Origin of the sequence: Paenibacillus sp. VMFN-D1 (genome assembly GCF_003386155.1) — a bacterium.
Classification (GTDB): Bacteria; Bacillota; Bacilli; order Paenibacillales; family Paenibacillaceae; genus Paenibacillus_AQ; species Paenibacillus_AQ favisporus.
Genome location: NZ_QRDU01000005.1, coordinates 482544 through 504183, shown reverse-complemented (window position 1 = coordinate 504183; position 21640 = coordinate 482544). Strand labels below are relative to the sequence as shown.

At 56.7% G+C, this 21640-nt stretch carries 14 protein-coding genes; all 14 read right to left on the bottom strand.

Features of this window, described 5'->3' with window-relative positions:
* Window positions 1-62 precede the first annotated feature (62 nt).
* The 14 genes from C7820_RS28630 to lacZ all read right to left on the bottom strand — a co-directional run bounded on the left by C7820_RS28630 (window position 63) and on the right by lacZ (window position 21588).
* The gene (locus C7820_RS28630; protein WP_116233918.1) at window positions 63-2324 is read right to left on the bottom strand and encodes a helix-turn-helix domain-containing protein; all 2262 of its coding nucleotides are present in this window, start codon (window positions 2322-2324) and stop codon (window positions 63-65) included.
* Window positions 2325-2596: 272 nt separating this feature from the next.
* Window positions 2597-3763, bottom strand: a complete 1167-nt coding sequence (locus C7820_RS28625; RefSeq protein WP_181909223.1) for an SEC-C metal-binding domain-containing protein — start codon at window positions 3761-3763, stop codon at window positions 2597-2599.
* 200 nt (window positions 3764-3963) lie between these two features.
* Complete coding sequence (htpG, locus tag C7820_RS28620; protein ID WP_116233916.1) at window positions 3964-5841, bottom strand: molecular chaperone HtpG; 1878 nt, start codon at window positions 5839-5841, stop codon at window positions 3964-3966.
* A gap of 246 nt (window positions 5842-6087) precedes the next feature.
* A complete protein-coding gene (locus C7820_RS28615; protein WP_089548628.1) occupies window positions 6088-6975 on the bottom strand; it encodes a carbohydrate ABC transporter permease in 888 nt (295 codons plus the stop codon).
* 18 nt (window positions 6976-6993) lie between these two features.
* Entirely contained in the window at window positions 6994-7863 is an 870-nt protein-coding gene (locus C7820_RS28610) for an ABC transporter permease (protein ID WP_244364612.1), read from the bottom strand.
* Between the two features lie 121 nt (window positions 7864-7984).
* A complete protein-coding gene (locus C7820_RS28605) occupies window positions 7985-9622 on the bottom strand; it encodes a type 2 periplasmic-binding domain-containing protein (protein ID WP_116233914.1) in 1638 nt (545 codons plus the stop codon).
* A 269-nt stretch (window positions 9623-9891) separates the two neighbouring features.
* Window positions 9892-10197, bottom strand: a complete 306-nt coding sequence (locus C7820_RS28600; protein WP_116233913.1) for a Dabb family protein — start codon at window positions 10195-10197, stop codon at window positions 9892-9894.
* Between the two features lie 155 nt (window positions 10198-10352).
* Window positions 10353-12035, bottom strand: a complete 1683-nt coding sequence (locus C7820_RS28595; protein ID WP_116233969.1) for a sensor histidine kinase — start codon at window positions 12033-12035, stop codon at window positions 10353-10355.
* On the bottom strand, window positions 12004-12756 hold the full coding sequence (locus C7820_RS28590) for a response regulator transcription factor (RefSeq protein ID WP_116233912.1): 753 nt from the start codon (window positions 12754-12756) through the stop codon (window positions 12004-12006). Before C7820_RS28590 ends, C7820_RS28595 begins: the two co-directional genes overlap by 32 nt.
* Window positions 12757-13077: 321 nt before the next feature.
* Window positions 13078-14274, bottom strand: a complete 1197-nt coding sequence (locus C7820_RS28585; protein WP_116233911.1) for a Gfo/Idh/MocA family protein — start codon at window positions 14272-14274, stop codon at window positions 13078-13080.
* A gap of 295 nt (window positions 14275-14569) precedes the next feature.
* On the bottom strand, window positions 14570-16141 hold the full coding sequence (gene gcvPB / locus C7820_RS28580) for an aminomethyl-transferring glycine dehydrogenase subunit GcvPB (RefSeq protein ID WP_116233910.1): 1572 nt from the start codon (window positions 16139-16141) through the stop codon (window positions 14570-14572).
* The gene (gene gcvPA, locus C7820_RS28575) at window positions 16138-17562 is read right to left on the bottom strand and encodes an aminomethyl-transferring glycine dehydrogenase subunit GcvPA (protein WP_116233968.1); all 1425 of its coding nucleotides are present in this window, start codon (window positions 17560-17562) and stop codon (window positions 16138-16140) included. The genes gcvPB and gcvPA overlap by 4 nt, the downstream gene beginning before the upstream one ends.
* 101 nt (window positions 17563-17663) lie before the next feature.
* Window positions 17664-18446 (bottom strand): SDR family NAD(P)-dependent oxidoreductase, encoded by a 783-nt coding sequence (locus tag C7820_RS28570; RefSeq protein ID WP_116233909.1) that lies wholly within the window; start codon window positions 18444-18446, stop codon window positions 17664-17666.
* Entirely contained in the window at window positions 18439-21588 is a 3150-nt protein-coding gene (gene lacZ, locus C7820_RS28565) for a beta-galactosidase, LacZ type (RefSeq protein WP_116233908.1), read from the bottom strand. Before lacZ ends, C7820_RS28570 begins: the two co-directional genes overlap by 8 nt.
* Between the last annotated feature and the right edge of the window lie 52 nt (window positions 21589-21640).

Below are 21640 nucleotides of genomic sequence, written 5' to 3'. Positions count from 1 at the left end.
CCAGCAGCCGCAAGGCTTGGTGGACCGCTTACGGCTCCTGCATCTGCCCTCGAACGCGTTCCTTAAATCGGAACGTCACGCTGCGTCTTCGCCTTTAATTTGCGGTAATCGCCCGGGGTCACACCCACCTCCCGCTTGAACGTCCGGCCGAAGGTAATGGAATTGGCGTAGCCGACCTGAAGCGCAATGTGCTGGACGGTATCGTCGGTTTCCAGCAGCAGCCGTTCCGCTTTGGCCATCCGCAGCTGGACCATGAAGTCGACGAATTTCATGTTGAACTCTTCCTTGAACAGGTAACTCGCGTATTTGCCAGAGATCTGGAAGCGGTCGCTCAGATGCTTCAGCGACAGATCCGGATCGGCAAAATTCTCTTCGATGTACGCCTTCATCTCCACGATCATCGCCCGGTGGCTTTTCGTTTCACTGACGGCAACGAACGTACGGTAAATCTCTGCCAGCTGCTCCGTAAATAAGGATCGCAGCTGTTCCAGCGACGTCGTCTCTTCAACAGCCCGGCGCCAAGATCCGGCCCGCTCGCCCGTAAAACAGGACTGCAGCTGTTCGGACAGGTCCCCGACCTCCCGCGCCAGCATTTCCATCATCGTCAGCAGCAGCATGCGGATATCCTCATCCTTCAAGGCATCGGCTTTCAGGTCGTCAAAAATCCGCTCAAGACGGCTCCGCCAATCGCCGTCGGACAGCCGGAACTGCTTCACGAATTCGGCGATGCCCTGCAGGTGGGTATACGTTCGGGTCGCCGCATTAACCGGCATGTCCTCGCTGAGAATAAACGCCCTCTGGCCAAGCGACAGCTTATGCTGCAGCGCCCTGGCCGCCGCCTGATACGAGGCGGATACCTCTTCCCACGAGTCCGAACGCGGTCCGACGCTGACCATCAGGGACAAGCCCAAATGGTCATTGGTCCAGGCGATGCCCCGCTCCGATAGCCTTCGAATTCTCTCCTGCGTCTCTTCTTCCGTCACATCCGGGCTCACACCGAGCAGCAGGCCCATCCGGTTCGCTTCCGTCCATTCCCCCCAGCCGTGCAAGCCTTCGTCGCGGGCCATTTCCTGCAGCACATTGGTCAGCGCAAACTTGAGCGTGCTCTGGTCCTGAACCGAAAAGCCTTGCTGAAAACGCGGAAATTCCAGTATTTCCACGAGGACAAGCAGATACGGCCCCGTGACCTGTTCCGGCAGCGGCTTCAATCGGTCCAGACGCTCGCCTGCATCCCCAAGGCGTTCCCCCTGAACGAGGTCGATGAACAGCTGCCTTCTGGCGATCAGCATGTTCTCCTGCTGCTGCTTCTCGTAGTCGGCGGTCTGCCGGATTAAATTTTCCAATGCCCGGTCGATCAGAAGCAGCTCGTCGCTCTTGGCGCCGCCCGGAGGATCCATCCGGTCACGGACGGCTTCGATCCGGTGCATCATGGCGCGGATCGGTTTATAATTGCGCTTGGTGATATACAGTAAGTAGGCGACGGCTGCCAGCACGGTGCCTACGCCGATGACGATCCAGATGTACGAAACGACCGACACCCACGTAAACAGCTGGCCCGCTGCGATCCCGCTCTCAAACGTCCAGCCGGTAGCTTGGAACGGAATACGGTTCAAAATGCGGCCTTCTGCAGCCTCTGCGCCTCCCGGTTCGGATGGACGCGTCGAGAAGATGAGATTTCCTTCCCGGTCGCGGATTTGAAGAAAGGACACATCGGTATCTTTCATGGTCCGGATTTTCTGCTCCAGCGCATACATGTTGACGTTAATGACGACAAAGCCCTGCGTGCCGAACGGAAGCGGGGCCCGTTTGTACATAGAGATGACCCGCCGCTTCGCATCGCTCCCCATTTCATGATAGTCGCGGATCGGGGACCAGCCCTGGTATGCCGGCTGGCCCAGCGCCTGCTCGACAAACGGCCTGTCGGCAAACTCGTCCCACGCCAGGAGACCGCTCGTTGTGAGCGTCTGCCGATCGCCGCTGCGGTACACGTACACAGAATCCACAAGCTCGTCTTTGGCAGCCAGGGTTCGCAGGCTGTCCACGACCGCATATACCGCATCCCGCTCATGCGGACCGTCCGCCTGAAGAAAATCGTTGTAGCGGCTGTTTCGCTCCACCTCATCCAGTGCGTTCATTTCGATTTCCTTTAGGGCCATCTGGACCGTGTCCACGATATATCCCGTAGAAATCTGATCCGCCTTAACCGTCTCCTTCTGGGAAATTTCATTGACGACGAGGAAGGACAGGAACACAAGAATCGTTACAGTGATCAAAAAGATAGGAAAATACGAAAGCAGCATTCGGCGGTACCAGCTGTTCCGCAATGCCAATCACTCCTTTACAACGGGTTATTTGCCATGGAATCACCATAACGGATCAAAGGGGCAATGGTAGTCGCCGTGTTTTTCCGGCAGAGGTAAGCGCTTTCTTTATTCATTTTATTCTATCGGATGGGACGGTTCGGAATCAATCCATAGGCGCTGGATCATATGAAAAGAGGGAAACGCAAAAACGGCAGCCCGGGACATGACGTTCATGTCCGGACTGCCGCCCTTATAGTTGATGATCTATATAGGATAAATAGAGCGATAAGCGTTTATTTTCCGTGGCACTTCTTGTACTTCAGCCCGCTGCCGCAAGGGCACGGCTCGTTGCGTCCCACCTTCGGCACGGTATCCGCTGCGGAGACGTTCACCAGCTTCACCAGCTCCGGCTTAACGCCGTCGGCAATGGCCTGAAGCTCCACCAGGGTAAAGCCGTTATTGGCCCACATCCGGGTATGGTTATAGACTTCGGTCAGCAGCTGAATCGTCTGCTGGGCCTGAAGCGGGTTTTTGAAATTGATTTTGCGGCTCTCGAATTCGTAGATCAGATCCTGAATCGACGAACCCTTGGCGCACGCCAGCTGGAGATCGTCGATCAGGTATTCCACCGTCTCCTGGTCCTTACACAGCTCCCGCAGCACGTACTGCTGCAGCGCGGACAGCTGCGACGTCATTTCAAAATACGTCTCGTCCGCATACCGGAGCAGCTCCTCCTGGTCGGGAACATAATACGGTTTCCCTTCGACCTTCGCGATCCAGTCGTTCATCTTCTGCTCGTCCAGGTCGTGGAGCAGATAGCTGTTCACGATGTATCCGCCGTGAAGGAGCAGGTTCTCGCCCCGGCCGATCGCCTCGTTCACTTCATTCAGAAGCTCCTCCGCACTCAGCGCCTGTTCATTCTGGGCATTGTAGATCTCAAGAAGCTTGTCCACATTAACCGCTCCATACAAATGGGATGCGGCAACAATATATTGATAAGCCAGCTGGTGCTGGCCGTGCTGCTGTTTCAAAGCAGGCAGATCAGCCTTGCGGATGGCGTCCCTTATTTCTTCCGGCATGATCAGGTGCAGCTGACCTTCCGAGAAAAAGCTGAATACGAGCCCGCGATCCAGCAAAAAGGCATAATCCCCGTATGGAATCGTATTATCTTGAACGGAAGACTCCTGAAGGAGCGTCTCAAACAGGCTCCATTCGGCACCATCCATCTGGAGCAGCATGGACGACAAATGCTCCGTATTCGTGACGTAATCCGACAGCGCTTCGGCAAGCTCTTCTTTCTTCATCTTGGAACGACCTGTGATGCTGTGGACGGAAGCCAGCGCGGACAGCCTCGTCTTGGTCAGGCTCAGCAAAATCTCGGACAAGCTGGTCATGGGTTCGCCGATGATGGCGTGCTGTATGTTTGTTTGTTCCAGTTGTAACGTAGGGTCTTCCAACATGTACACCTCTTCTTCGTTATTAAGCATGCGCAGCATGACCGGTTAAGGCATCACCCTGCGCCCTTCTACCATTATACACGATGTTCGCTTCGCAGCCCGCCCTCCGGCAAAAAAAGGAACCCGGCCCGGAGATCAAAACTCCGGCAGGCCGGGTTGTACCGCCTGTCAAGCATTCTGCCGCAGGTCGGGAGGAGCTTGGCTTACACCATAATTTTGCAAATATCGTTCGTAAATTCGACCGGATCCTGGATCGGCAGCCCTTCGATCAGCAGCGCCTGGTTGTACAGCAGGTTCGTGTACAGGCCCAGCTTCTCGCGGTCCTTGTCATAAGCATCCTTCAGGGACTGGAACACCTCGTGGTGTATGTTGATCTCCAGCACCTTGTCGGCCTGGATGTCCTGGCCGCTCGGCATCGCTTTGAGCACCTTCTCCATTTCGATCGACAAGTCGCCTTCCGTGGACAGGCAGACCGGGTGGGACTTCAGCCGTTTGGAAGCCTTGACTTCTTTCACCTTGCCCGAGAGAATGTTCTTCATCTCCTCGAAGAGCTCCTTGCTCTCCGTCTCCGCCGCTTCATCCTTCTTGTCCGCTTCCGTCTCGATACCGAGATCGCCGCTTGATACCGACTTGAATTCCTTGTCCTTGTACTTCATCAGCATCTTGATGGCAAATTCGTCAATATCGTCGGTGAAGTACAAAATTTCGTAGCCCTTATCGGCCACCATTTCCGTCTGCGGCAGCTTCTCAAGCCGTTCCACGGATTCGCCGGCGGCGTAGTAAATATATTTCTGATCCTCCGGCATGCCGGATACGTATTCGTCCAGCGTTACCAGCTTCTTCTCCTTGGAAGAGGTAAACAGCAGCAGGTCCTGGAGAACGTCCTTATCCGCGCCGTAATTGTTGTACACGCCGAACTTCAGCTGTCTGCCAAACGCCTCGTAGAACTTCTCGTATTTCTCCCGCTCATCCTTGAGCAGCGTTTGCAGCTGGCTCTTGATCTTGCTCTTGATATTTTTCGCGATCAGCGTCAGCTGACGGTCATGCTGCAGCATTTCTCGGGAAATGTTCAGCGACAGGTCTTCGGAATCGACCATCCCTTTGACGAAGCTGAAGTAATCCGGGAGCAGGTCGCCGCATTTTTCCATAATAAGGACGCCGTTCGAGTAAAGCTCAAGCCCCTTCTCGTATTCCTTCGTATAATAATCGAACGGGGTGTGCTCCGGAATGAACAGGAGCGCGTTGTACACAACGGCCCCGTCCGCCTTGATGTGCACATGCGTCAGCGGCTTGTCAAACCCGTAGCGCTTCTCGTTGTAAAAGTTGACGTAGTCCTCTTCCGTCAGCTCGCCCTTGTTCTTGCGCCAGATCGGAACCATGCTGTTCACGGTCTGCTCTTCGCTGTATTCCTCGAACTCTCCGTCCGCGCCCTCTTTCGGCCGGTGTCCGGTGACGTCCATCTTGATCGGGTACCGGATGAAATCCGAGTACTTCTTGATGATCGTCCGGAGGCGGTAATCCTCCAGAAATTCATCGTAATTGTCTTCTTCCGTGTTATCTTTGATTTTCAACACAATTTCCGTACCCACGGTATCCTTCGCCGCAGGCTCGATCGTATAGCCGTCCGCTCCCGCAGACTCCCACTTGTACGCCGTATCGGAGCCAAGCGCCTTGGTGATGACCGTCACCCGGTCCGCCACCATGAACGCCGAATAGAAGCCGACCCCGAACTGGCCGATAATGTTGTGGCCGTCCTTGGCTTCGTTCTCGTTCTTGAAGGCCAGCGACCCGCTCTTCGCGATGACGCCCAGATTGTTCTCCAGCTCCTCCTGCGTCATCCCGATGCCCGTATCGGAAATCGTCAGCGTTCTGGCTTCTTTATCCGGCGTGATCCGGATGTAATAATCGTCTTTATTGAAAACCAGCTGGTCGTCTGTTAGCGCTTTATAATAGATTTTATCGATAGCGTCGCTGGCGTTGGAGATGAGTTCGCGCAAAAAGATCTCCCGCTGCGTATAAATGGAGTTGATCATCATTTCAAGCAGTCGTTTCGACTCGGCTTTAAACTCTTTCATGGCCATCTAGCATACTCCCCTCAACGAACATAGTATCTTAGCACTCAAACATAATGAGTGCTAATTATTCTTATTTTTATATAACATAAGTTCATTTTTGAAGTCAACAATTGGTTATCCGCACCACTTTCGCATCCCTTCCGGCCATTCCCGGCAAACGCCGAACAGGGCTGCCCCCGCAGCCTTTTGCAAAGCTTGCGCGGTCAGCCCCGTCCTTCATTGTCGCTGTCATGTTTTGCCTATCGGAATCCGCTATTCCTTGACCGACCCCAGCACGATACCGTGGATGAGATACCGCTGCAGGAACGGATAAATCAGCAGGATCGGGATCATGGACACGAGAATTTTGGCCGAGTTGAGCGTGGTGTTAGAGATCTTGTTGTACTGCTGCAGCTGCTCAACCGACAGATTCTGCATTTGGTCCCGGGTCAAATTCAGCTGCTGCAGATACGTTTGGAGCGGGATCTTATGACTGTCGTTGATCAGCACGATCCCGTCGAAGAAGTTGTTCCAGTGGCCCACGATGACAAATAAGGTGATCGTCGCCAGGCTGGGCAGGGACACCGGGATGAAGATATGCCACAAAATTTTCAGCGGACCCGCCCCGTCGATAAAGGCCGCCTCCTCCATCTCTTTCGGAATCCCTTTGAAAAAGTTCATCAGCAGGATAACGTTGAAGACCGGTACCGCGCCGGGCAGCACGAGCGCCCAGATCGAGTTGATCAATCCTAGCTTGCTGATGACCATGTACCAGGGAACAATGCCGCCGCTGAACAGCATCGTGAACACGATAATCCACATATAGACGTTGCGTGCCCGGAACTGCGAGGCGGTTCTTGACAGCGGATACGCCATCAGAATTGTCAGCACCATGTTGATCGCTCCGCCCAGGGCGACCCGTTCCACCGACACCAGGAAAGCCCTCCAGAACTTCTCATCGTCCAAAATTTTAACGTAAGAGGAGAAGTTGATATCTACCGGGAGAAAATACACCTTGCCCGCGTTGACCGCCGTGCTGCTGCTCACCGACACCATGATCGTATTGATGATCGGGGCAAGGGACAGGCAGGCGATCAGCACCAGCACCAGGATGATCAGGAAGCGGGAAGCCTGCGCCCCGAACGTTCTCGATTGTATCATGCAAATCAGCGCCCCTTTCTAGAAAATCCGGTAACCGGCGTATTTGGAAGCCAGCTTGTAGGACACGACGATCAGCACGAAGCTGATGACCGATTTCATCAAGCCGACCGCAGTGGCAAACGAATACTGCATCTGGATCAGACCCATCCGGTACACGAACGTATCGATGATGTCTCCGGTCTGATAGACCAGCGGATTGTACATATTGAACACCTGATCGAAGCCGGCATTCAGCACATTGCCCAGGCTCAGCGTGCCGAGCAGGATGATCGTCGGCAAAATTCCGGGCAGCGTAATGTTCAGCGTCTGCTTCCACCGGCTTGCCCCGTCAAGAGCAGCCGATTCGTACAGCGAAGGATTGATGCCCGTCAGGGCGGCCAAATAGACGATCGTTCCGTAGCCGAACTCCTTCCAAGTGTCCGTCACGATCAGCAGCGGCCTGAACCAGGTGTTGCTGGCCAGAAACATCGTTCTGTCCATCCCAAACAGCTGCAGAACGTTGTTCACCATGCCGTCATATGAGAAAATCATCGTCATCATCGTGCCGAGCACGACCCAGGACATGAAGTGGGGAAGGTACACGATCGTCTGCACGGTGCTTTTAAACACCTTCAGGCGGACTTCATTCAGCAGCAGCGCAAACACGATCGGCACGATCAGCCCCAGAATGATTTTTCCGACCGCGATAACCAGCGTATTGACGAAAATTTGCTTCGCGTCCGGGAGCTGAAACATATACGTGAAATTAGTCAGCCCAGCCCATTTGGAGCCGAAAATGCCTTTGGCCGGGATAAATTTCTGAAAGGCCATCACGATGCCGAACATCGGGACGATGGAGAAAATGAACAGCAGCACCATGCCCGGCAGCAGCATGAAGTGATACGTCATTTCATGAAAGGCTTTCCGTTTCTTCCGTATCCGTCCCGAAACCTGCCGTTCCGTACGGAGACTTGCTTCCAGCGAAGACATACTTATCACTTCCATTTATCCAGGATGTATTGACAGGGACTTACCTGCTGCTCATCTCTTCCACTTCCTGCGTGATCTCGTCGCCGCCGGTCTTTTTCCAGGTCGACACGAATTGATCAAAAGCATCGATGCTGGCTTGGCCCATGATGATCTTCAGCATCATTTCCTGCTCCATCTTCTGCAGGTTGGCCCATTTCAGCTTCATCGTCTCCGTCGTGCCGTAGAAGCCGGCCGGGATTACTTCAAGGTTCGGATTGTTGGCCTCCCGCTGCCCCTCGATCCGCGACAAATATTCGCCGTACGTATTGGCATCGACCGCAGTCCCCTTTTGCTTGAACTCCTGGTACGCTTCATAGGACACGACGCGGTCCTCTTGAATTCCGTCGGCGCTGCCTGCTTTGTCAGCCTTCATGATGTCGTCGTAATAGCGCTTGAGCACGTCGTCATAGTCCACCTGCATCGGAATTTGCGTCGGCTCGTTATTCCAGCGGCTATGGTCGGTCAGCCCTTCGCTGGCATGCTCCTTCTTGTACTGGACGGCGTCGTCCGTCAACGAGTACAGAAAATCCGTCGTCAGGTTGATCGATTTCATGATCGCCTCGGGATGAGGGTAACCTTTGCGCACGACAACAATGCCTCCACCGACCGGGTCCTGCCGGATCGTTTTAAATTTGCCGTTCTCATCTACAGGTGCGGATACCGCCACCCATTCGGCTTTCGGATCCTGCTTGATGGAATCCTTGTAATTCGTGTATCCGATCCACCATGGGTTAAAGAGCATGCCGGCCTGGCCGTTGATGACCAGCGCTTCCTTCTCTTCGTCCGAGCGGACCGCAAACTGCTTGTCGATCAGCCCTTCCTTGTAATGCTCGGCCAAATCGGCGAGCGCCTCTTTCATTTGGGGCTGCACGGAGCCGTACACGACCTTGCCGTCTTTCTTGATCCACTGGCCCGGAAATGCATTATAAGCTGCAAATATCGGCGAAAAATTCATCGCGTCCTGATTCATCCCGAACCCGATCGTCTTGCCGGTTCCGGAGGCATCCTTCTCCACAAAGGTTCTGGCCAGGTTCCACACATCGTCCACCGACTGTGGCAGCTTGCCGCCGACCTTGTCCAGCCAGTCTTTGCGAACCCACAGCAGCTGATGCTGGTTGCCGATATTCGTCATCGGCAGGCCCATGATTTTGCCGTCCACCTTCACTTGGTCGAGCAGCAGATCCCCATAAGAGGAGTAGATGTTTTTGACACCCTCGGAGGCGGTTTTTTCGTAGACCTCGGTCATATCTTCAATGAGGTCATTGTCTACAAGCTGATTGAAAATCGTGCGGCTGACCAGCATCACGTCCGGCAGCTCACCCGTCGTCATCGACAGGGACAGCTTCTGGTCCATATCGTCGGTCTCCCAGGCTACCTTGGCCTTCACGTTTGCTTTGCTCTCGACGTAGCGGGTCGCCATGTTGTTTTCAATCGAATCGCCCTTCGGCAGATTGTTCGTATGGCTCGTATTGCGTCCGATGGTAAACTCTACCGGGGATTCGTACTTGCTGTACGGCTCGTAGTCTTTTTCGCTGACAACCTTGTCCTCCGCCTTGCCGCTTCCGCCGCCGCATCCGCTGACGATGAGCGCCGTTATGCACGTAACGGCCAGCAGTGACGATATTTTTCTCTTGTTCATCCCTTTGAACCCCTTTCATGTCGATTCCTTGTACAAGTAAAATTGTATGCGGTTGCAAAAAAAACGTATATATCACATTTTTCCGTTCTGTGTCACTTTTTTCATGAATGCCCCGCAAGCGGTTTCGACACACAAAAAGAGCGCCCCGAAGGAACGCTCTTTGGCTCTGGCGGCAGCTACCAGACGTTGAGCAATCATAGGAATATCACGGTATATACCAGCAGGCAGCACGACTGCCGGCTTCACACAGCCTCGCCGATTATGGATGCTCAGCCTTGAACGGGAAAGTCCACCACCACGACCTGCTCGATCAAGCCATCGAGTTTGCGGACAAATTCCTGATGCGCCGGATGCGGCCCGTAGGCCTGCAGTGATTCGCGGTCTTTGAAAGTCACGCGAAGCCCAAGGCTGAACCCGTGAACGTTCTCCGTTTCCTCCGTTTCATTGAGGCCGGCCGTGAGGTCAACGATACCGGGAATCTGATCTTTCAGCCCCCGCAGCAGTCCAAGGAGCTCCTGCTCCAGCTCCGGCTCAAGAAGGCGGTTAAATTTAAATGAGACCAAATGTTCAAACATATGCTTTCTTCCTCCTCATGCGCTCTTTCCTTCTTTACCTTCTTTCCATACGGTAGCCGGCTCTTCCTTCTGTGCTCTAAAAACAGGATTGCCTGCCGGCCAACGGCGCTTCGAAGCGGCTACACGCCCCATTCACTGCCGCTGATCTCCGCCCTCTATGGACCGGCAGCCGCGCTCTCGACTAGCCCCTTCGGCGCCGTGTCCGCCGGCTCCGCAGGAAACGTCAGGGTGACCGTCGTGCCCATCCCGGGGGCGCTGTCGATGGCTAGGCCGTACGGCGGCCCGTAATACAGCCTCATCCGGTCGTTGACGTTCTTCACGCCGGTTCCCCCGTTCTCTGCCGACAGCAGCTTGGCGGCCTGGACAGGGGTCATCCCGACGCCGTTATCCGTTACGATCAGCGTCAGGATCCCCTCCTGCCGGCGCGACGCAATGACGATCCGCGGAGTTTCCTCAGCCTCCGGATGGGTGAACCCGTGCTTGATCGCGTTCTCCACGATCGGCTGCAGCACGAAGTGAATGATTTTCAAATCCGCCGTATCTTCATCCACTTGAAACTCCACGTCAAAGTCCCCGTCATTCATGACGAGCTGCAGGTCCAGATACGCCCGGATATGCTCGATTTCGTTCGCGACCGTCGCCATCTCCCTGCCCCCGTTCAATGTCGTCCGGTAGAACTTGGCCAGCGTCGATACCATGTACCCGGTTTCCAGGTCACGCTTCTTTTTGGCCCGCCAGTGTATAAAAGACAGCGTGTTGTACAGAAAGTGGGGGTTGATCTGATTAATCAGCCGCTGGTACTCGCTCTGCTGCCTGGCGATTTCCGCCTGGTACACCTGGTGAATCAGACTGTTGATACGCCCCAGCATCCTGCCGATGCCGTTCGTCAGTTCCCCGAACTCATCCCGGGAAGAACTCTGGATGACGACGTCCAGGTTGTTCTGCTCCACCTTGTCCACCTTGTTTTTGAGATGAATGATCCGCCTCGTGAAGTTGTTCGACACGATATAGATCAGGAAAAAGGCGACGAGCAGGCTTAATCCAATGACGAGCAGGGTGATTTTGAAAAACGTCAGCGCGTTGACATACGCGTTCGCATTGGACAGGTAATAATGGATCGTCCAGCCGTTGCTTTTCAGCGTCCGGTCGAGCCGGGTCGCCCCTTGCGCGGGCGGGTCCGCCTTCTGTTCACGGAAGATCGGCTGGTGCTGCGGACCCTCGATCTGCACAGTAATATGATCCGACAGCTTGTCCATATCCGAGAAAATGCTGTCGTAATTGACCGAGATCACCATGTAATTGCTGTCCTTCAAATTGCTAATTAGCTCCTGCACCAGATAGACGTGACTGCCATCCACCACCCAATGCCTGCCCCGGTACCCGTCGAACCACGGCTTTTGCTTCAAATCGCTGAGCGGCAAAATGTTGTCGCGGATGCCGAGCAAATCCCCGGACGTATAGAACGTAATGCCCTCGATATTGTCGTCCATCGTTTTCGTATTGGAAATGAGCGGGTCCATAATATCCCGGAAATCAAGGAACATCTCGAAGTAATTGCCAGCATAGTTCCGGGTAAACAATTTCGAAAAATCGCGGTTCAGCACGATAAATTCGCTCAGCGTGTTGTAGCGGTTGATTTTATAATCGAGAATGTTCGCCACTTGGTCCAGACTGGCCGCGGCTTCGCTCTTCAGCTCCTTCATTTGGATGCGGTAGGACTGGATAAAAGCGAGAACGCCTAGCAGCAGAATGGGAATCAGCGCAATAAAAAGGTGGGACAGCAGCAGCTTGTTGCGGAACCGGATATCATTGAACCTGCTCTTGATCCAGTGAAGCATGGACATTCCCGCTCTCTCTATACTGTAATGGGCTCACGCCGTAGTTGGTTTTGAACAGCCGGCAAAAATAAGAGGTGTTGTCGATGCCGACAAACGCCGCGATGTCGTTAATTTTCATATTGGAGTTCAGCAGCAGATGGCCTGCCTTGCGCAGGCGGAGGTCGGTCAAATATTTGGAAAAGTTCATCCCGGTTTCTTTCTTGAACAAAATGCTCAAGTATCCTGGGGACAGATACACCTCATTGGCCACCTCCGTCAATGACAGGTCGCGCTGAAAGTGATCCTTCACGAACTCCTTCACCTGGCGGATCACCTTCGATTCCTCCGATTCCACCTCCGGCTCGCCGGCATGGGGGCGAATATGCGTAATCTCCTCCATCACTTCCAAAAATTCCTCAGTCACAAGCGGCTTGAGCAGATAGTTGACGACGCCCAGCTTGATGGCGGTTTTCGCGTATTCGAATTCGTCGTACCCGCTGCAGATGACGATTTTGAGGTTGTCCTGCGTTTTTTTCGCCAGCCTGCCGAGCTCGAGGCCGCTCATCAGCGGCATTTTGACATCGGTGATCAAAATATCGATCGGGTGACGGTTCAAAATGGTTTCGGCCGCGCGGCCATTGTCGGCTTCGAGCACGTGGAACGGAAACCGGTATTCCGATATCAAATCCTTGATGCCCTCTCGTTGAACATGCTCATCGTCTACTACAAGAACATTAAACATCGTACGGACTCGTCTCCTTATGAACTAATGATATGCAGGGATAGGACCTTAGGGGCAAGCGGCTGCTGCGCTTTAACGATGCAAACGGTGGAAGTGATTGATATATTAGGTATGTCTGCTTTTATTGCATTATATCATATGAAGTGAAAGTGCTTTCAATAAATTGTTCGCTCGCAGGGCAAGGATGGCCGCCGGTTAGACAAAAAAAGAGCGCCGGCTTCATCGCCAGCGCCTCGCCCGTAACCTGCACATTGGGAAGTTCCCCCTAATGGCTGCAGGTCACTTTTTCGAGAAATTTCGCTTAAAATATCGCTTTATCGTTTAACGGCTCATCCACTTTCCGTTCGTGAAATCCGGAATCGCCACCGGATGACCGCCGAGCGCAATCGACTCCTCGGACAAGGCCGAGATGCTCATCCATGCTGCCATATCGTACACATCAAGCGGCGTATCCGTGCCGTTCTTCACGCATTCGATAAATTCGGAGTAGACCAGCCAGTCCATGCCGCCGTGGCCGCCCTTCACGCCCTCGCTGATGAATTTCTTCCAGATCGGATGCTCATACTGCTCACGGAAGGAATCGGCGTTGCCCCATTGGTTTTTCCAGTCAAAGTGGTGCTCGTCATGCTGTCCGTCGATGTAAATGGAATGGTTCTCCTCCACATACATCCCCTTCGTGCCCCGGACCGTAAACCCTCTGGAGTAGTAGCGGGGAAGCGTCGTGTCGAGCGTGATCGTGATCGTTTCGCCATGGGCGCACTTGATAACGGTAGTAACGATATCGCCCTGCATAAACTCGGTCTGGGCAAGCGCTGAATCGGCGCCTCTCTCCCGGACAACGTATTCATGCATGCCTTTGGCCTTGGAGGACATGGAGACGAGGGATACCATCCGGTTGCCGTGGTTGATGCCCAGGATCTGAGCAATGGGTCCGAGCTCATGCGTCGGGTAGTTTTCACAGTTGCGGTGAATATAGTTGTTCAGGCGGTAATGCCGGTTTTCGATGCCGTAGGCAATTTCTTCGCGCAGATCGTGATGGTAGCCGCCGGCGCAGTGAACGATGTCGCCGAATACGCCCTGCTTGACCATGTTCAGCACCATCAGTTCTTCGCGTCCGTAACAGCAGTTCTCCATAATCATGCAGGGTACGCCGGTGCGCTCGTACGTCTCCACCAGCTTCCAGCACTCCTGAACCGAATAGGCGCCGCCGACTTCGCTTGCCACGTAGATTCCGGCTTCCATGCATGCCGTAGCAATATGAATATGGTCCGCCCAGGATGCGCCGATGACAACGGCGTCCAGCCCCGGCAGGGCCACAACTTCCTGATATTTGGTCGTTACCAGCGGTCTGGCGGTTCCTGTCTCCTGGACATATCCAGCCGCCTCCTCGCAGCGGTCTTCATACAGGTCGCAAACCGCGACAACCTCGACATCTTCCATATGCAGGATGATTCCTCTCAGCAGCCCCATGCCGCGTGCGCCGAGACCGATCATTCCAACACGCACCTTCTCCTTCACCCTCGATCACTCCTCCAAATATTTGGTTGTTTTGGCTGTGAACAATGCAGTCCATCTTTGGCTGTTTTATGGACTATACAAGCATAGTTCTCTATAAAAAGGGTTATTCCTTCTCCAAATTTTTCATGTTTTTTGGATAACGAGCGTAAGGGAACCGGAAGACCTATTCCTCCCCCGGATCCGGCTTGGCCAGCCGCCTCATTATGTCTAAGAGGACTATATTGGGCCAAGTTCATAAAAAAAGACCAAAGCCATCGGTTCGGCTGTGGCCTTGGTCTCATAGGTTCATTTGTGGTTACTTCACCGCTGACGGTTCGGTCTTCTTCAGATAGGCGCGCCAGGTAATGCACCACTGCCGTGGATCGTCCAGGGACGATTCGTCGTTGCGGTGAACCGTGCTGGCATGAGGTGCCGTCCGGACCATCTCGGGATTCGTGTACGCTTCATTTGAAATATGCTCCAGCGTCTGGATGTACTCGTCCAGATCTTCCTTGGAGTACGATTCGGTCGGCTCGAGCGTAAACGGCTGCGGCACAATGTACGGATGATGGGAGGTCCAGTAATGCAGGCCGAAGTCGCACATCCGCCGCGTAATATCTTCGGTCGTGACGCCGGTCTCGTCGGTCAGCTGCTTCCAGCTGTAGCGGACCTGCTCCAGGCGTCGGCCCTTGATGTATGGCGCGCTTGCCCCGCGGATCTGCAGGATTTTGTGGTACAGATAGTTATTGTTCAGCACAGCGGTCTGCGCCACATCCTTCAGCCCTTCCGCGCCGAGGCTGAGAATCCACGCGTAGGCGCGGAGCACCGTCTGCGCGACGCCGTGGTAGCTGCGGACCTTGCCGATGCTGCTCCCACCCTGCTCCCGCAGGATATAGCTCCCGTCCGCCGCCTGATCCACCAGCGGTCCCGGCAGAAACGGCTTCAGCGCATCGGTCACGCCGAGCGCCCCGGTGGCCGGTCCGCCGCACATATGCGGCGCGGCAAACGTCTTGTGCAGGTTGAAGAAGCACATGTCAAAGCCCGCTTCCTTCGCGCGGGTAATGCCGAGCAGGCCGTTGGCATTGGCCTGGTCGTAGTAGCAGACCCCGCCGGCGGCATGCACCACGTCCGTAAACTCGCGGATCCGGTGGTTATAAATGCCGGTGTCTTCCGGGTTCGCCACGACGAAGCCGGCGGTCCGTTCAGAGACCGCAGCTTTCAGCTTCTCCAGGTCCGGGAATCCGTCCTCGTCCGGATGAAGGGTGATGATTTTGTAGCCTTTGACGGCAGCGGTCGCGGCCTGGGACGGGTGGGAGAAGATCGTCGTGATGATCTCGTCACGCTTCTCCCCCTCCCCGCGCGAGTCATGGTAAGCCCGCACGATGGAAGCCATGGCCAGCAGCGCCTGGGTGCCGCTGCTCGGCTGAAAGCTAAAGGCGTCCATGCCGGAAATCTCCCGCATCGCAAGGTCCAGGCTGTGGTAGATTTCCAGCATGCCCTGTACCGAGCTCACATCCTGGAGCGGATGGAGCTCGGTCATGCGGGGGCTGCGGATCAGCATTTCGTTGATCCGCGGGATGTATTTCATCGTGCAGGTGCCCTGCCCGATTTCGACGTTCAAATCCGAGCCCAGCGTCTCCTGGGAGAGGCGCAGGTAATGGCGCAGCACCTTGGCCTGGCCGATCTCCGGCAGGGCAGGCGCCTGGCTCCGGCGCATGTTCGCCGGAATGGCGTCCTGCACGCCGCCGGCTTCCGCTGCAATGGCCGGTTCGGCCTGCGGCGGGATGACGCCCCGCTCTCCCGCGCGGTGCAGTTCAAAGATGACCGGCTCATCCCATTTGGCTTGGTGGAACTGGCGGACCTTCCGGTCCCTGACAATCCGTTTCATGGCGTCTGCTCCTCTCCTGATGCTCCGGCCGCTGAAGCGCCTGCGCCTACGATGGCGCGGACGGCTCCGGCCAGGCGGTCCAGGTCGATCTGGGTATGAATTTCCGTGACGCAGTACAAGGCGCACTGCCCCCAATCGGGATAGCTTGCCGACAAATCCTTGCCGCCGAAAATCCCTTCATCAAGCAGCTGGCGGTTGATCTCAGCCACAGTGCGTCCCGTACCGTTGAAATCGACGACGAACTCCTTGAAGAACGGCGTGCCGCCAAAGCGCAGCGATACACCTGGAATGCCGGACAGCTGGTTGGCAGCATATTTCGCCTTCTGGACGATCGTTCCCCCCACTTCCTGCATGCCGTTTGGTCCCATCAGGGCCAAGTAGACGCCAGCCGTAATGCCCCACAAGGCGGTTTGCGTGCCGACGGATTCTTTGCCATTCTCCCGCAGCGCAAACGAGGTGCGCTCGTATGCAACGTCGCCGAATCCGTACTCGCCCTCCACTTCCGTCGGAACGATGCCGAACAGCCGGGACGGGTATTCCATGACGAATTTCTCTTCGTCGCGGGTTGCGATAAATCCGGCCTGTCCCCCGCCGTAGTTCATATGCATGCCGAGCGGCTGCAGGTCCCCGCAGACGATGTCCGCGCCGTAACGGGCCGGGGGCTCCAGCACGCCGAGGGAGATCGGGTCCACCCCGACGATCGACAATGCCTGAGCGGCATGGGCGAGGCGGGATATGTCCGCTCCCTGGTCTTCGATGATGCCGAGATACCCGGGATTCTCGAAATAGACGGCGGCGGTGTCCCCGTCCAGCTTGGATTCCAGATCGGCCAGGTCCATTTTCCCGGTGGCCGGGTCGATCTCCACCATGCGGATGTCCATGACCGGCGTGCAGTAATTGCGGATGATGGCGACCTTATCCGGATCTACCGAGCGCGGAATCAGGGCGGTGCGCCGCCCGGTGATGCGGCCGGCCATGCGGATCGCTGTGGACGCGGCCTGCGCCCAGTCAAAGGTCGGAACGTTGACGACGTCCATATCCACCAGCTCGGCCAGCAGGCTCTGATACTCAAACAGCGCCTGGAAGCGGCCGTGATCCTCATAGGGCTCGCCGGCATAAGCCGTCACGAATTCGGAGCGCTGGTTAATTTCGTCGCAAACCGCCGGAATAAAATGCTGCCAGCAGCCTGCCCCCAAAAAATTCAGGTAATCCGCGCCGTGCTTGTTCTTGGCGAGTATGCCTTCGATATGCCGGCGCAGCTCATATTCGTTCATGGCCGGCGGGAGGTCCATCTCCCGCTTCAGCTTCAGGTGATCGGGAATGGCGTCATGAAGCTGGTCCATGGACGTCAGCCCGATTTCCCGCAGCATGGCGTCCCGGACTTCCGGGACGGTATTCGGTATATAAGGATGGGCATACATTCTGTGTTCTGCCAAAGTTAACGCCTCCGTTCTGTACAGAATGAACTAAAGAAATGATGGGATTGTAGTATAGGGTTGAAAAAATCAGAACGTGCTTCGTGTCAGGCGATCCCGCCGCCATCGACGACGAGCACGCTGCCCGTGACCCAGGCGGACAAGTCGCTCGCGAGAAACAGCACCGCATTCGCGATATCGCGCGGCGTGCCGAGCCTCTCGAGCGGGCGTCCCCCGGCGGAGGCGACGAGGAACGCCGCCTCGTCCTGCTGCAGCTGCTTGGCTTCGTCCCGAAGCAGCGGCGTGTCCGTATCGCCAGGCGATACACAGTTGACGCGGATGTTTGCCGGCCCGTGGTCGATCGCCATCGCCCGCGTCAGGTTTACGACGCCTGCCTTAGCGGCGCAGTAGGCCGCGGCACGGTCCCCGCCCTTCAGGCCCCAGCCGGAGCCCGTATTGATAATGCTGCCTCCGCCGCACCGCTCCATCACCGGAATGACGTATTTCGAGAGGAGGTAGACGCCTTTGAGGGACACATTGAGTACCAGGTCCCAATCCCGCTCCTCCAGCTCGGTCACGCTTCGGCGGCGGATGACGCCCGCATTGTTGAACAGAATGTGGATGCCTCCCAGATCGGCAGCAATTTCAGCCGCGGTCCGTTCGCAGTCCGCGGCCGAGGTGACGTCGCAGCGGCGGAAGGTGGCCAAGCCTCCTTCGGCCCGGATGCCTGCGGCCGCCGCCTCCCCGGCCGCCTCATTGATATCGATCAGCACGGCGTGAGCGCCGAAGCCCGCCAGGAGCTCGGCGGTAGCCAGGCCGATGCCGGATGCTCCTCCGGTCACGACCGCCACTTTCCCCGACAAGTTCAAAACGTCCTGTGTATTAAGCATCCTCGTTCTCCTCCTTAAGTGGGTATCGTGCGGCCTCCCCAGCCATCTGCCGGCTCAGCCGCTCCGGCACCTGGTCCTCCGCCAAATACGGCTGCAGCAGCATCCGGAACCGGAACGGTTCGGGCTTCACCGCATGCTCCGGCGCCTGCACCGGACCGCAGCTGTTGCTGCCGAGCCCGTTCTGCCGGTAGTCCAGGTTCAGCGTAATATAGTCGCGCGGCTTGAGCTCTGTCATGTGCTGCGCCTGCTCCAGATCCTGATCCGTGTACCGCCTTGCGCTGAACTCCAGTACGGGCGAGCCCGCCGCAAGCAGCCCCAGCCCCGAGCTGTCCGCCATCGAAACCCAGCGCACATCGGTGCGGTTGCCGTTCTCCTGCGGATACACGTACGGCGTAAACAGGCCGTCCACCGTGCTCCGGTACACACCGATGCGGCCGGCTTCCTTGCTGTCCGAGTAGCTCTCCCCGGGACCGCGGCCGTACCAGGCCACCCGTTCACAATCCCCCGGAAGCTGCAGCTGCAGCCCGATCTTCGGCAGCATGGACGGCGGCGTGCCGATCGGCGATCCGGCTACGTCCATGATGATAAGCCCGTCCGCCGTCACCGTGTACGACGTCTCGCAGCGGAAGCCCCAGTCGTATACCGGCGGCGCGATCCGCGAGGACCAGGCCAGCCGGACCGCGTCCGCGCCAAGCCGCTCCCAGCGGAAACCGTCCACCCGCTCGGTCAGCCGGTTCAGGTGCGCCTTCCGCCAGTCCGCCAGCACATACATATCGTTGTCGATCGGCGCGCGCCAAAAGTTCAGCCGCGGTCCGTGCCAGATCAGCTCTTTGCCGTTCATCCGGAGCGAAGTGATGCCGGGTTCAAGCCTGCTCGCTTCCAAGTGGAATCGGTCGCTTGCCAGGATCAGCGCATGCCCTCGTTCCTGAACAGACAGGTCCCGGCGCAGGCTCGCAGCCTCAGCGGACCGGGCTGCTTGATGCCGCGACGCCTCTGCCGGAGCCACATCAGGCAGCGCCAGCTGCGTCCAGGCGACTTCATGCCCCTGCTCCGCCCAGCTGCAGTCAGCCGCCAGCGTGAAGCCGACGTTCAGCCACCGCTCCGTCCCGGCTTCCAGACCGCTTTCCGGACGGTCCCACGCAAAGGGGAGCGCAAGCTCCGCCGATTCCCCCGGCCCCACGGCCGGAAGGGTCAGCACACCGCTGCGCAGGGTACGGCCGTCGGCCGTCACGCTGTAATCCGCCTGAAGATGTTCAAGCGTCATAAAGTCATACTTGTTCGTGATGCGGATGCGGCCTGCTTCCGCCCACTCCACACGAACCGGCTCAATGACTTTCTTGTATTCGATCAATCCAGGCGACGGCGTGCGGTCGGGGAAGATCAGACCGTCAAGACAAAAGTTCCCGTTGTTCGGCACGTCGCCGTAGTCGCCGCCGTAGGCGTAATCGTCACGCCCGTCGGCCGTGCGTCTGCGCAGACCGTGATCGATCCATTCCCAGACGAAGCCTCCCTGCAAGCGTGGGAACTTCTCGAAGGTATCGAAATACGCCGTAAGCCCGCCGGGTCCGTTGCCCATCGCATGGGCGAACTCGCACAGAATATGCGGCTTCGGATGGTCCATCAGCTTCCCGAAGCCCTCCATCTTCTCCACGGAGGAATACATGGTGCTGACGATGTCGCATACTTCCGCTTCCCGGTCTTCTTCATAATGCACGAGGCGCGTCGGATCGTTCGCCTTACACCACTCGGACATGGCGCGGAAGTTGCAGCCAAAGCCCGACTCGTTGCCGAGCGACCAGAAGATGACAGAAGGATGGTTGTGGTCGCGCTCGACCATGCGCCGGACGCGGTCGACATAAGCTTCCGTCCAGGCGGGATCGTCGCTGAGGCGCGAAATGTTCCCGAGCGGCTCAAACCCGTGCGTCTCCAGATCCGTCTCCTCCATGACGTACAGCCCGTATTCGTCACAAAGTTCATAGAACCGCGGATCGTTCGGATAATGAGCCGTTCTGACGGCGTTGATATTGTGGCGCTTCATCATCAGGATGTCTTCCCGCATCGTGGACAAAGTCACGGTTCTGCCGGTATCCGGGTGATGGTCGTGCCGATTGACTCCTTTGAGCAGGATCGCCTTACCATTTACGAGGAATCTGCCGTCCTTCAATTCCACCTGCCGGAATCCCACCCGCTGCGCAATGATCTCGGTCTGACTCCCGCGCGCGTCCGTTACCATGATCAGTAAATGGTACAGTGCAGGATGTTCTGCGCTCCACAAAGCCGGATGAGCAACGGGCAGGCGGACATCCAAGGTACTGGAGCCATTTGGCACTGCTTCATTAGCAGAGGCAGCTTCCTGCCCCGCTGGGTCCAGCAGCCGCAGCGCGACGACTCCGTCCGGTTCAACCCCTTCCAGGTTGAGCCGAACGTTCAGCACCCCCTGCTCAAACTTTGCGTCCAGCTCGGTAACCACCTTATAATCGGCGACGCGGATCGAGGCGGGCTCGGCGATCAGGTAGACGTCCCTGAAGATGCCGCTCAGCCACCACATGTCCTGGTCCTCCAGGTAACTGCCATCCGACCACTGATATACGCGGACGGCGAGACGGTTGACCCCCGGCTGTAAATAAGGCGTAAGGTCAAACTCCGAGGTCAGCCGGCTTCCCTGGCTGTAACCGACGAACGATCCGTTCAGCCACACATGAAAGGCGCTGTCCACGCCGTCGAATTTGACGGTAATCCGTCTTCCCTGCCAATAGGGCGGCAGCTCGAATTCCCGGACGTAGCTGCCCGTTGGATTGTCATTGGGTACCCGGGGCGGATCCACCGGAAACGGGTAGTCCAGGTCCGTATAATGCGGACTGCCGTACCCCTGCAGCTGCCAGTGTCCCGGCACCCGAATATCCGCCCAGTCCCAGCCGGTCAGCGCTTCTTCCCGAAAGTCGTCCGGCGCCAGCTCCGGCCTGGATGCATAATGAAATTTCCAAATGCCGTTCAGCGATTGAAACCAGGGCGAGCTTCCGCGGTCGCCGCTCAAGGCCCCTTCGACGTCCGCATAAGGAACGAAATAGGCTCTGCCTTTCATCCGGTTCTTTTCCAGCACTGCGAGATCGTCCCAATCCCGGGGGATGTTCGTGTTGTGCATGCTTTCCCTTCCTTTCTCTCTGGCTGCATCTCCTCACTTGTTCGAAAGAGGC